The 13,621-nt window shown below is 25.2% G+C and carries 14 protein-coding genes; 2 read left to right on the forward strand and 12 right to left on the reverse strand.

What is annotated here, in order from left to right:
- The 11 genes from AYC60_RS00730 to AYC60_RS00780 form a co-directional block, all read right to left on the reverse strand.
- Positions 1–608: filamentous hemagglutinin N-terminal domain-containing protein (locus AYC60_RS00730; protein ID WP_156447620.1), on the reverse strand; the 608-nt coding region annotated here is incomplete at its 3' end.
- Between the two features lie 11 nt (positions 609–619).
- The gene (locus tag AYC60_RS00735; protein WP_067320054.1) at positions 620–1,375 is read right to left on the reverse strand and encodes a polysaccharide deacetylase family protein; all 756 of its coding nucleotides are present in this window, start codon (positions 1,373–1,375) and stop codon (positions 620–622) included.
- Between the two features lie 85 nt (positions 1,376–1,460).
- Positions 1,461–1,664 carry a hypothetical protein gene (locus AYC60_RS00740; protein ID WP_067320057.1) on the reverse strand — a complete coding sequence of 68 codons (204 nt, stop codon included), beginning with the start codon at positions 1,662–1,664 and terminating at the stop codon, positions 1,461–1,463.
- Complete coding sequence (locus tag AYC60_RS00745; protein WP_067320059.1) at positions 1,664–2,515, reverse strand: Abi family protein; 852 nt, start codon at positions 2,513–2,515, stop codon at positions 1,664–1,666. Before AYC60_RS00745 ends, AYC60_RS00740 begins: the two co-directional genes overlap by 1 nt.
- Complete coding sequence (locus AYC60_RS00750; RefSeq protein WP_067320062.1) at positions 2,515–3,264, reverse strand: nitroreductase family protein; 750 nt, start codon at positions 3,262–3,264, stop codon at positions 2,515–2,517. Before AYC60_RS00750 ends, AYC60_RS00745 begins: the two co-directional genes overlap by 1 nt.
- Before the next feature lie 9 nt (positions 3,265–3,273).
- On the reverse strand, positions 3,274–4,260 hold the full coding sequence (locus AYC60_RS00755; RefSeq protein ID WP_067320064.1) for a histidine phosphatase family protein: 987 nt from the start codon (positions 4,258–4,260) through the stop codon (positions 3,274–3,276).
- A 149-nt stretch (positions 4,261–4,409) separates the two neighbouring features.
- On the reverse strand, positions 4,410–5,021 hold the full coding sequence (gene nrdG, locus AYC60_RS00760) for an anaerobic ribonucleoside-triphosphate reductase activating protein (protein WP_067320067.1): 612 nt from the start codon (positions 5,019–5,021) through the stop codon (positions 4,410–4,412).
- Entirely contained in the window at positions 5,018–7,132 is a 2,115-nt protein-coding gene (gene nrdD / locus AYC60_RS00765) for an anaerobic ribonucleoside-triphosphate reductase (RefSeq protein ID WP_067320070.1), read from the reverse strand. The genes nrdG and nrdD overlap by 4 nt, the downstream gene beginning before the upstream one ends.
- Positions 7,133–7,313: 181 nt before the next feature.
- Positions 7,314–7,910 (reverse strand): superoxide dismutase, encoded by a 597-nt coding sequence (locus AYC60_RS00770; RefSeq protein WP_067320073.1) that lies wholly within the window; start codon positions 7,908–7,910, stop codon positions 7,314–7,316.
- 150 nt (positions 7,911–8,060) lie between these two features.
- Positions 8,061–9,215: a tetratricopeptide repeat protein gene (locus tag AYC60_RS00775; RefSeq protein WP_067320075.1), complete on the reverse strand. Its 1,155-nt coding sequence runs from the start codon at positions 9,213–9,215 to the stop codon at positions 8,061–8,063.
- Positions 9,216–9,292: 77 nt separating this feature from the next.
- Entirely contained in the window at positions 9,293–9,562 is a 270-nt protein-coding gene (locus AYC60_RS00780) for a hypothetical protein (protein ID WP_067320078.1), read from the reverse strand.
- A 116-nt stretch (positions 9,563–9,678) separates the two neighbouring features.
- On the opposite strand from AYC60_RS00780, the gene AYC60_RS00785 reads away from it, so the two are divergent.
- On the forward strand, positions 9,679–10,530 hold the full coding sequence (locus AYC60_RS00785; RefSeq protein ID WP_067320081.1) for a tRNA lysidine(34) synthetase: 852 nt from the start codon (positions 9,679–9,681) through the stop codon (positions 10,528–10,530).
- A gap of 28 nt (positions 10,531–10,558) precedes the next feature.
- Here the strand turns inward: AYC60_RS00785 and AYC60_RS00790 are convergent, their stop codons facing one another.
- Positions 10,559–12,946, reverse strand: a complete 2,388-nt coding sequence (locus AYC60_RS00790) for a heavy metal translocating P-type ATPase (RefSeq protein ID WP_067320084.1) — start codon at positions 12,944–12,946, stop codon at positions 10,559–10,561.
- A gap of 321 nt (positions 12,947–13,267) precedes the next feature.
- Here AYC60_RS00790 and AYC60_RS08205 point away from each other — a divergent pair.
- Positions 13,268–13,621, forward strand: a 354-nt coding sequence (locus tag AYC60_RS08205) for a transposase zinc-binding domain-containing protein (protein WP_231724605.1), incomplete at its 3' end; no start/stop codon positions are given.

Genomic DNA, 13,621 nt, shown 5'->3' on the forward strand with positions numbered 1-13,621 from the left:
GTTATTACTTTTAATTCTTTTGCCTTTATATCTCCTTCTGATTTAAAGGTATTAGATATTATCTCTAAATTCTCATCTGTGTTTAGTTCTTTTAAGCTTTTGATGTTTCCTTCAGGTTTGTTATATCCTTTTATTTCTTCATCTTCTATTATTGGCTTTGATGTTGTTAAAGCCATATTATGTATATTTAAAAAACTTGCACCATCTAGTGTTATTCCATTTGGATTTGAAAGTATTACATCTAATTTATCTTTACTTAATGCTTCAAGTATTCCTTTTAGTTTACTTTCTTCTAATCCTGTTACATCTAGAAGAGCAAGTTTTGCTCTTGTGTCTTTTATATTATTATTTCCATTTATTAGTCCTGCAATTCTACTCCTTGCAATATTTTTTGCATTATTTATTACAGCACCTTTTTCACTTACATTAAATTCTTTAAAGGTTGAATGGCTTATTCCCTTAGGTGAAGGAGTTGATATATTTATGATATCTACACCATTATTACTCTTTTCTACATATACATTAGTTTTTCCATCTACACTTATGTTTGCATATGAAAAAAATGTAGTTAAAAATGTTAAAAAAGTTAGTTTTAATGTGCGTTTCATATAATTCCCTCCTATCTATTTTTAATATTCATCATATCCTCATAACTAATAAATTGATACCCTTGTTCTATTAATATAGGAACCATATATTTTACTGCTTCATATGTCTCTTTATATAAGTCATGGAATAATACTACATCACCATCTTTAACTACAGGAAGTACTCTTGCAACTATTTTATCTACGTTTCTACTTTTCCAATCTAATGAATCTACATCCCATAATATTGAATTTTCTCTTCCCCCAACTATATCTCTTACTCTATCATTTGCAGCTCCATATGGTGGTCTTATACGCCATACATCAAGACCTATAACCTTAAATATTTCATCATTTGTTTTTTGGTATTCTTCCCAAACTTTTTCTGAACTTAATTTAGTTAGGTTAGGATGTGTATATGAATGTCCCATAATTTCATGTCCATCTAAATATGTTTTAACTATCATTTGAGGGTTTTTCTTAACCATTTCACCTAATACAAAAAATGATGCAGTTTGATCATATTCATTAAAAATTTCTCTTATTGCCTCATGATTCTTATTTCTTGGACCATCATCGAAAGTAAATACTAGATGTTTTTTAGTCATATCAACTTCTCTTTTTTTAGGATTTAATGTAGCTCCATAGTATAAAGAAGGTAGTCCAACTCCAGATTTGAATATAGGTCTAAATTTTTCTAAATCCAAAGCTAATTCTTCATTATCTCCAAAGAATATTTCTGTATCAGTTATTCTATATTTTTCTAGATTTACTCCATCAAAACTCACATTTGGATCTATTTTCTTAGCTATTCTTCTATAATGATATCTAAGTATATCATTTTTACCTACTATTACTTCTTCTTTTGTATCTTCATTTTTTTTCTGAATTTTTTCCTTCTTTTACTTCTTCCTTAACTTCTTCTTTTTGTTCTTCAACCTTTTCTTCTTTAATTTCTTCTACAGGTTTTTCTACACTTACATTTTCTTTAATTTGTTCATCATTTTTAGCACTACCGCAACTAATTAAATTAAATATTATCATAAATGCGATCAATCCCTTTAAACTTACTTTCATCAATTACTCCTATCTATTAATTCCTCTATATACTCTTTAGAAATATTTTTTAACCAAAATGTTTTTTCATCTATTTCTAAAAGAATTCTTTTTATTTTGTCATATTTTACATCTATATCTATAGTTTTACAAAAATGCAATATAACCTCTATTACATCAACTATATTTCCCACACTATATTGTTCGGTAAGTACATCATTATTATGTGCAGCCATATTTCTTACATCTTTTATTAACTCTAAATTTTTTAAAAATTCGTTATAATCTTTATATATATTTACATATATATTTTCAAATTTTTGTGGATAAGCTATATTAAATATTTCAACTATTTCACCTAAAGTTAATACTTCTATTATTACCCAAATAGGTAATACATTCTTATCATATTTTTGAATATATTTGCTAACTACTTTTTTATTAACACTAATTTCTTTTTTTACAATTTTATCACTTTTTTTAAGTATCTTTTGAAATATTCCATTTATACTTTGTTCACTTGCATTTTTATCCACCCATTTATCTTTATTTAAATATGTATATGGATCTTTTTTACCAAATATTCTTACTAACTTAGTTTTTAAATATATTTCTATAAATTCTATAAGAGATAATAATTCTAATCTCAATTTTTTATCTAAAAAGAAATTATCTACAAAATGTTCAAAGTATGTGCCATCAAAATATCTTCCATTTTCATCTCTATAAATATATGAAAATTCTTTTAATTTAAAATATCCTAGTTTTGATAAGGTTTCTTTTGCCTTTTCTTTATCTTTAAACTTTACATTTTTATTCTCTAAATGAATTATTAATTCATCTATTTCCAAAAGAAGTTCTTGATATTCCATTATTTTTTAAATCCTTGTTCCTTCATAAATTCTGTTAAAAATTCATTATTTATTCCACTTAAGTATGATTTAATTACATCTAAATGCGATGGCAATTGAACACCTATACTTTCCCAATATTTATTTAATTCTTCATCATATTCTACAACACCTTCTACTGCTTTTGATTCATCATATTCTTCAAAAAATACTACATTATCAAAATTAGTTCTTGGTTTTAATGGTGCATTCTTAACTTTTTCTTCAGGTACTCCTAAAGTCACACCTAGTAACGGGAAGGTATGTTTAGGTAGTTTTAATAACTTACATATTTCTAATGGCGCAACACTAAAGACTCCTCCTATAATTGTAGAGCCATATCCTAAAGAATTACCTACTAAATCTATAGTTGATGCTGCAATACCTGCATCCCCAAACATATTTGCAATTACTGATGTAGAGAATATATTTTCATTTACTTCTTCACCTTTAGATTTTAAAGAACCTATAAATTTACTATAATCTCCTAGTATGATTACAAATGCATCTGCTGTTGCAACTTGTTTTTGTTTACCACAATATTCTGCAAGTTTTTGTATTTTTTCTTTATCTTGTACCACAACAAAAGATAATTGTTGTAAATTTCTAGAATTAGGCATTCTTAATACTGTTTTCATAATTAATTCTAAATCTTTTTCACTAACTTTTCCCCCGGAAAAATTTCTTACTGATTTTCTATTCCCAACTAATTTTATTATTTCATTACTCATTTTACACCTCTATTTAAATTTTCCATTAGTTATTAATGTCTTACATATTGGATCTCTATCTTCCATATATCTTATCCTATCAACATCATAATACATCATATCTAAGTCAAAACTATCATCTTCATATATTTTAAATACTAATTTTGAACCTATAGGATATTTTTCAAATTCATTACCTAAATCATCTGTATTTATATCTAATGCCGAAAGTATAGTTGCAATATTTGAATCATGACCAACTATTACTGACAAATCAACACCATTTCTTGCATGTCTTAACATTAGTTGATAAGCATTACTTACTGAATGTGATATATATTCTTTGTCTGCAAATAAAAGATCAAGTAGGGCATCTTTAACTTTAGACATTTCCTTTAAATCTTTTCTAAAATCTTTACTTATGAATATATCATCATATTTAAACCCTTCATAGTACTTTAAAATATACATATCAACAAGGTCTGTTCCATATCTAAACGCACCATCTGAATAGATTATACCTCTATCATCTATAGTAATTCCAGACTTCAAATTAAATATACTATCTTTTTCTAGTCCTAAACTCTCTTCTATTAGATTATATGATTTTTTTAATTTCTTATCTGATTCCTCTAGTTTTTTTAGATTAACTACTTCTGGAGTAAGTAATATATTGTAATTTATATCTAACTTACTCATATCTTTAAACATATATTCTGTTTCTATATCTTCAAAAGGAAACATAGATAAAGCTAATAACTTTGAAGTAAGTACTGTTCTTTTCATTGAATTAGTATGGAATTCTTTTGTAAGTATTTTAATATCAAGTTTATCTAAATATTTTTTTAAATATTTACCAAATTCATATTCTAAAATCTCACCTTTTTTAGTTAATACAGCATCTTCAAATTCCCATTTTATTTTTTCTGGATCTACTACTTTACTTATTTCTTCCAGATTAAATAAAGGGTACCTTATTCCATGTCTACTATATATTAAAACTTTTTTTAATTTCATAAACAACTCCCTTATTATCATTTATATACATTATATAACAAATCATATGTTAAAATCAACATTTATCGATTGTAACTAATTGAAATATAATGGAAAAGAAAGGGAGCTAGACCTTATTGTTAAAAATGCACAAATATCCTTTTTACAGTTTATTTGTGCATGTTTTCTCTGTCAATTTTAATTAATTTGTCCATTCTTTTTGGTATAGTTTTATCTAATTTAACATATTTGTCTTTATCATCTATCTCTTCTAACCAAACTATTTCATTGTTTGATATAGTTTTTTTTACATCAATTATTCTTTGATTTTTAGATCCTCTAAATTTCAATTTTAAATCGAGTAAATCTATTTCAAATCTACCATCTACTAATACATCTACATTATATAAAATTTCTTTTAAATGTGGAAAAAAAGGTAACATTTCATATTTAATATATTCATATGTAAATCCAGAATATAGCCATATAGTTTTTTGGGGAAATTTTTTTCTAATTTCTTTAATTAAGTTTGATATTCCTTCTTGATTTTTTGGCTCTAATGGTTCTCCACCTAAAAAAGTAACCCCACTTATATACTCCTTATCAATTTTACTAAATATATCATCTAGTATACTTTGTTCAAATTCTTTTCCTTCTTCAAAACTCCAAATTTCTTTATTAAAACAACCAGGGCAAGCATGTCTACACCCGGAGACAAATATACTAACTCTAATTCCAAAACCATTAGCTATATCAGTTGGCTTTATAGTTGCAATTCTCATATATGCAATACTCTTTTGCTTATTTCTTTTGTTTTACCTTCATTCCAGAAATTTTCACCTAAATATCCACAAGTTCTTCTTATTACATTCATTTTTTTCTTATCATTATTCTTACATTGTGGACATTCCCATTTATTTTCACTATTAATTACCATTTCTTCATCATAACCGCAAACATGGCAATAATCTGTTTTAGTGTTAAACTCTGCATATTGAATATGATCGTATATATATTTTACTAATTCTTCTAAAGCCTCTATATTTTTAGTCATATTAGGTATTTCAGCATAAGATATTGCTCCACCACTAGATATCTTTTGAAAATCTGACTCAAAATTAAACTTATCAAATACAGATATATTTTCTCTAACATCTACATGATAAGAATTTGTATAATATCCTTTATCAGTTATATCTTCAATAACACCAAATCTCTTTCTATCAATTTTTGCAAATCTATAGCATAAACTTTCAGCCGGTGTTCCATATAGACCAAAACCTATATTAGTTTCTTTTTTCCATCTATTTGTTGTTTCTTCTAATTTATGCATTAATTTTAACGCAAACTTTTTACCTTCTTCAGTAGTATGTGATTTCCCAACTATTAATTTAGTTGCTTCATACACACCTATATAACCAAGTGATATAGTTGAATAACCATCCATTAAATACTTATCTATTTTTTCACCTTTAGGCAGTCTTGCAATAGCTCCATATTGCCAATGTATAGGTGAAATATCAGAAACAGTACCTTTCAATCTATTATGTCTTAACATTAATGCATCAAAACATAATTTTAGTCTTTCTTCTAATAATTTAAAGTATTCTTCTTCAGTTTTTGCTATTAAAGCTATTTGAACTAAATTCAAGCTTACTACACCTTGATTAAATCTTCCTTCAAACTTATATTCTCCATTCTTATCTATATATGGTGATAAAAATGATCTACATCCCATAGGCGAAAATACGTTTCCTTCATAATTTTCCTTCATTATTTTAGCACTAATATAGTCAGGATACATTCTCTTAGAAGTACATTCAACTGCTTTTCTTGTTAAATAATCATATTTCCCACCTTTTAATGCATTATTTTCATCTAAAACATAAACAAGTTTTGGAAATGCTGACGTTACATATACCCCTTGATCATTTTTTATACCTTGTATTCTTTGATTTAATATCTCTTCTATTATATCTGCAACTTCATCTTTATATTCATCATCATCTCTAACATAAAGGAAAAGAGTTACAAAAGGAGATTGCCCATTAGTAGTCATTAAAGTATTAATTTGATATTGTATAGTTTGAACCCCACTTTTTAATTCATCTTTTACCCTATCTTCTACTAATGATTTTAAAGTTTCTTCATCTAAATTAGAATATTTTTCCTTATATTTATTTAAATATTTATCCTTACTAACACGTAAATATTTTCCTAAGTGTCTAATATCTATACTTTGTCCACCATATTGACCACTTGCAACAGCTGCAATAATTTGTGTAAGAACTGTACATGCTACTTGGAAACTTTTTGGAGATTCAATTAATTTTGAATTCATTACAGTTCCATTATCTAACATGTCTTTTATATTTACTAAGCAACAATTAAAAATATTTTGTATAAAATAGTCAGCATCATGAAAATGTAATATACCTTCATCATGAGCCTTACTAATATTTTCAGGCAGTATTATACGTCTTGTTAAATCTTTACTTACCTCACCTGCTATCAAATCTCTTTGAGTAGACGCTACAGCGGAGTTTTTATTAGAATTTTCTTCTCCTACTTCTTTATTTGCATTTTGAATTAATGCTAGTATAGATTCATCTGTTGTATTAGCCTTTCTTACAAGAGATCTAGTGTATCTATAAACAATATAGTTTTTGGCAAGTTTATATAATCCTAACCCTACTAAAGATTTTTCTATGAAATCTTGTATCTCTTCAACTGTAGATATTTTTTTATCCTCTATATGTTGTATTATTTCCTCTATTTTTTTTATAGATACTCTTTCTTCTGGCAGTACTGTTTCATTAGCCTTACATATAGCATTATATATTTTAGTAGAATCGTATTTTTCTTCTCTACCATCTCTCTTTAATATGTTCATAACACTTTATCTCCTTTCCTAGCATTACACAATATATTGTGGTTTGTCTTTTTGTAATTCCTCCATATATAGTGTTCATTACTAGTATAGCACATGATAATTAAAAAAGAAAGTTAATAATATATTTTTTTAAAAAAATTTTTTTTATAAAAAAAAATTGCCCTCAACGAGGGCAAAAATATTAATATCTTGCACTTACAACATCCCAGTTAACTACATTAAACCATTCTTTTAAGTAGTAACCTCTTCTATTTTGATAATTTAAATAATATGCATGTTCCCAAACATCATTTCCAAGTATAACTTTTTTAGCATTAGATAGCGGACTATCTTGATTTGCAGTAGATACAACTTCTAATTTCCCTTCTGCATCACTTACAAGCCAAACCCATCCTGAACCAAATTGAGATAAACCTTTAGCATTGAACACATTTTTAAATTCTTCAAACGAACCAAATGTACTTTCTATAGCTTCTTTTAGTTTCCCTACTGGTTCTTTAGATCCTCCTGGTATCATTGATTCCCAGAATAAATCATGATTATATGTTCCACCAGCATTATTTCTTATTCCATTTCTTTTTGCTTCTGGCATTTTATCTAATGAAGTTAAAACTTCTTCAATAGTTGCATTTTCAAACCCTGTACCCTCTAAAAGGTTATTTAAATTTGTAATATATGCATTATGATGTTTATCATGGTGGAAATGCATAGTCTCCTTATCTATAACTGGTTCTAATGCATCATATGCATATGGTAAATCTTTAAGTATAAAACTCATTTTAATTCCTCCTATCTAATTTCATATATTTAAAGTATATCATATATCTTTACTCTATACAATTTTTTATTGTTTTAAAATATATATATACTAAAACTAAATGAATAACAATAACTTTATTCCATAATATGAAATAGGATGCTTAGCATCCTATTTTAAATTATCAAGTATTTGTTTTTCTACGTCTTTTGCACCTTCAACATTTTTAGATATTGCTACTCTAACATTTTTTAAAGCTTCTTCTTTTCTATTTAAGTTAGCATAAACAACAGCTAAAATTAAATATCCTTCATCATCTTTACTTTCTTCTATTGCTTTTTTAGCATATTTTTCTGTTACATCTAAATTTTTATCTGCAAGAAATAATTTTGATAAAGTAGTATTTAATGCTTTATTTTGTTTTTCATCTAATAAAGTTCTAAATTCTTTTATAGTATTTTCTGCTAATTCATTTTTTCCTAAAGATTCTGCTAGAGTTATTAATTCAAAGAAAACTGTTTTATCTTTAGTTAAATTTTTTAGAACTACTAATTTATTTAAAGCTTTATCATATTCCTTATTTTCAAAAGCTAATAAATAGTTTAAATTTTCAATATCTGAATCTATTTCTTTAGATATTTTACTTGCTAAATCTGAATATTTAATTGCATTTTTTAAATCTTTTTGTTCATATTTACTTATAGCCATAAAATGGTTTGCTAATGCTTTTAAATCATTATCTTTAGAGTTTAAATAAGGTTTAATTATTTTTTCACCATTAGCGAAATCTTTAGTTCCTAATAAAGTTTCAATTAAATTAATATCAAAAGAAATTTTTACTTTATCATTTGCAGCAATTTTTTTAACATATTCTTTATATAATTTATCGAATTTAGTATTATCTTTTTTAAGAGCTACTTGTTTTAACATTTCAATTTGTAAACCTAAATCTTTTTCATCCATAGCTATCATTTCAGATAAAATTTTAATTTTTTTATCATAATTTTCTTCTATAGAATAAAGCATCGTTTTTGCCATCTTTATTCCTTCATTACTTACAACTTTATCAGCCAATATTTCATTTAAATATTTTCTTGCTTCTTCATTTTTATTTTGTATTATCTTTATTTTTGCTAATTCAAATTTAGAACTAATAGTATATTGATCTGTCTTTAACACAGATATTTTTAATAAATCCTTTTCTAATTGTTCAACATTTTTAGTTTTATCATAATTTTCATAAGCTTTCTCAAAATCTTCTTTAGTACCTGCAAAACCTACTGTTACCATAAGTAATGTAGCTAATATTAATAATCTTTTTTTCATTTATTTTCTCCTTTTTTTGGTTTATAGGATAATTATACAACATTTGATATATATATGTAAATGCTTCTAATACTTATCTAAGAGATAGATAATAGGAATTTAAAGAAAAAATATATCATTATAGATAAAACTAAAAATGTAAAAATAAAGCAACCAAGACAAGACCAAGAATTTTCTGATATAAAGCCTAGTATTATTAAAACAATCAAGGCTATCCAAAAATATGGAGTTAAAAATATAGCTGCTATAAAAGAAAAAAGTACACCTATTGCACTAAAAAATATACTACCTACACCTATAATAATAACTAAAATTAATGCTATTATTATACCCAAAATTATACACATATTAATTACCTCCATATTTATTATACTATATGATATTTCACTTTTCAACTGTAATAAGTTTGAATATTTTTTATTTTAATGATATAATCAAGTATATTAATTTTAGGAGAAAATATATGGTTAATTTAAGTTGTAATGCAATAATACCTGATGGTCCATTAAAACCTGTTGAAGAAATAGAAGAAAGTATTAGAACTACTTTTAGAAAAGATATATACATTAAATTCTTAGGTGCTATTTTAGAATATGGACTAATAAGTAATGGAGATAAAATAGCTATTGCAGTTTCAGGGGGTAAAGATTCACTACTTTTAGTTAAATTATTCCAAGAATTGAAAAAAGATAAGAGATTTAATTTTGAATTTAAAGCTATAAGTTTAAATCCTGGTTTTAGAGAAGAAGATTTAGAACATTTTAAATTTAATTTGAAAGAATTAAATATAGATTGCGAAATAATAGACACTAACATTTGGAAGATAGCAAATGAAATGGCTAATGAATATCCATGTTTTCTATGTGCTAAAATGAGGAGAGGTATACTTTATAAAAATATTGAAAAAATGGGATATAACAAACTTGCTCTGGGTCATCATTTTGATGATGTGATTGAGACAACTCTTATAAATTTATTTTATGGTGGTACTTTAAAAACTATGTTACCAAAAATGCCATCTACTTCAGGTAACTTAACTCTAATTAGACCTATGGTAAATGTACAAGAAGAAGATATAATTAAATTTACTAAAAAAAATGGTATAAGAGCAATGAATTGTGGTTGTGTAATAGAAGCAGGAAAAACTTCAAGTAAGAGAAAAGAAATTAAGGATATGCTAGAGAATCTAGAAAAAAATAATCCTGGACTAAAACAAAAAGTATTTAAATCTATGGAAAATATAAATCTTGATTATGTATATGGTTATAAGACTAAAACTGAAAAATTTCATATTAGAGAAAATAACAAAAAATAACATGCACTAAAAAAGTACATGTTATTTTTTATAATTTAATATATCTCATTCTCATAGCATTTAATACTGCAATTATAGTAACTCCAACATCTGCAAATACAGCAACCCACATAGACATAAAGTTAAATATTCCAAAAAATATTACTATTAATTTAATTAAAATTATAAATATAAGATTTTGTAACACTATCATTTTCATTTTATTTGAAATACTTTTTAAAGTAGAAATTTTTATCAGACTATCTGTATTTAGAACTATATCTGCTGTATTAATTGTAATATCTTGCCCTATATTCCCCATTGCAACCCCAACATCAGAAGCTGCTATTACAGGAGCATCATTAATTCCATCTCCAACAAACAAAATCTTTTTATTTTCTTTTTCTTTAATTAAAATATCTAACTTATCCTCTGGTAAAAGATTTGAATATACTCTATCTAATCCTAATACATCGCTTACTTCTTTAGCTGAATTTTCATTATCACCTGTTAACATTACTATATCTCTAATTCCATTTTCTCTTAATAAATTTATAGCTTCTTTAGTATCTTCTTTAATTCTATCCTTTATTACAAAAAGTGCAACAAATATATTATCAATAGCAACATATACTAAAGTTGAATTCTTTTCATCCAAGAAATATGTATTAGGTATAATAATATTATTTCTTTCTAACAATTGTTTTTTCCCTATAACTATTTTTCTATCTTCAAAGAGTACTTCTATCCCTAATCCAGGCATATCCTTACTCTCTATAATAACTTTATTTTTAGCAAAAACATTCCTTAAGCAATCTTCTTCATGATTATGTATTTCACAATCACATTTATTTTCATTATCTATTTTTTTTATATGATTTAAGCATTCATCACCATAATGATGTCCTATAGGATCATGATTTAGTATCCTTAAATTAGATTTATCATAATGTTCTGTATAATCATGACAACACCCACAATGTTCACATAGACTAATATATTCATAAAATTTTTCTGTATTGTCTATATTATCTATCAGATTATATTTTTTATTTATAAAATTTATTATCGACTTTGCTATGGGATGATTAGAATTTTCCTCAGCTTTATATATATATTCATATACTTCTTTTATATCTAGGTCTATGTTCCCTAAATCTTCAAATATAGAATTCACTTTAAATTTACCTTCTGTAATTGTCCCAGTTTTATCTAAAAAAACACTATCAACTTTATCAATATTATCAAATATATCTGCACCTTTTATTAATATCCCCTCTTTTGCCGCTCTTCCTATACCTGAAAAAAAAGTTAATGGTATTGAAAGTACTAAAGCACATGGGCAAGATATTACTAATAACACTATTCCACTGTATAATGAATCCATTATAGTAATGTTTCTAAAAAATAGTGGTGGTATAAATATAATAAAAATAGCTAAAGTAAATATAATTGGTGTATAATATCTTGAAAATTTTGTTACAAATTTTTCCATTTTTGATTTATGATGGCCTGAATTTTCTATCATTTCAATTATTTTATATATACTACTTTCATCATAAGTTCTATTAACTTCTATAGCTAAAGAATTAAATAAATTTATCATACCTGCAAATACTTCATCACCTTTTTCAAAATACCTTGGTAGTGACTCCCCAGTAATCATAGAAGTGTCAAGTTCTGAACTACCAACAAAAATTTTACCATCTAAAAGTATTTGTTCCCCTGGTTTAACATAAAAAATATCTCCAACATTAATATCTTCTACATCAATATCTAATATTTTATTATTTTCCTTATTTAATAAATGAACTTTTTTTTCTTTTATATCTATCAAACTTCTAATACCTTTTCTAGACTTTAATACCGAATATTCTTGAAAATATTCTCCTATAGTGTAAAAAAGCATAACACCTGTAGCTTCTTCATATTCTCTTATAAAAATTGCAAGTAATGAAGCAACAGTCATAAGTACCTTTTCATTGAAAAAATCTCCATTCATTATTGATTTAACAGCATCCTTTATTATTGGATAAGCGACTAAAGCATAAGAAAATAAGTAAAATGGGATAAAATATATATATAAATCTGTATCATATTTTAAATATCTATAAAAAAATTTATCTACAATAAGTGCTAAAACAAATAATGCTAAAGAAACAAACATTAATAATTTTTGATCTTTAAAATTATCCAGTTCTTCTTTAAATTCCAAATCCGATTTTTTTTCTTCTTTAACTTCAAACGAACTTTCTATTTTTTTTCCATAATTTACTAAGTTTTTTATATTATCTATATCTTCATTAATAAAATTAACAAATAGAGTCTTAGTTGAAAAGTTAATATTTAATTCTTTTACGCTTTCATGTTTTTTTAAATGTTCTTCAAGTTTTGCAGCACAAGCAGCACAATCTATACCACATATCAAATATTTCATACTTTCACCTCATAAATTATTATATCATACTAAAAAAATATAGTCTATATTTTTTTAATACTGAATTATATTTTTAATGAAAAAGTGCTTTTTTTAATAGTTTTATGTGTGTTAATACTGAAAACGAGAAAGGTGACCCTTTCTCGCTTTATATTCCTATAAATACTTCTACAATTCTCTAATTTTTTCTAAGATACCTTTCTTCTTGATTTTGAGCAATAAAAAAAGGTGATTCGGGATTTTAAAAAAAATCCTTGAATCACCTCTTTCTTTTCTGTATAATTAAGTTACCACACCAAATTACAGAAAGTATTGATAAATATGACTTCTAAAATCAAATTTATCTTCACCAATACTATTTTAACAAATTCTTTAAATTCTATCAAGACATATTTTAATAATCAACATATGATTCATCTTTCTAACTCTATTAATAAATTTCTTGCTTGTGGTGACATTTCTAAAGGTTTCATTACACATAGATGTCATATGTGTAACTTCAAACATAATATGAAACTTACTTGTAAATCTAGATTATGTAATTCTTGTGGATATAATTACTCTATTAAATGGACTAACTCTATTCTTAATCAATTAATTAATATCCCTCATAGACATGTCCTTTTTACCATACCTAAACAATTTAGAAAATTCATAGCTTCTGATAGACATATT

This window comes from Streptobacillus felis, from assembly GCF_001559775.1.
Lineage (GTDB): Bacteria > Fusobacteriota > Fusobacteriia > Fusobacteriales > Leptotrichiaceae > Streptobacillus > Streptobacillus felis.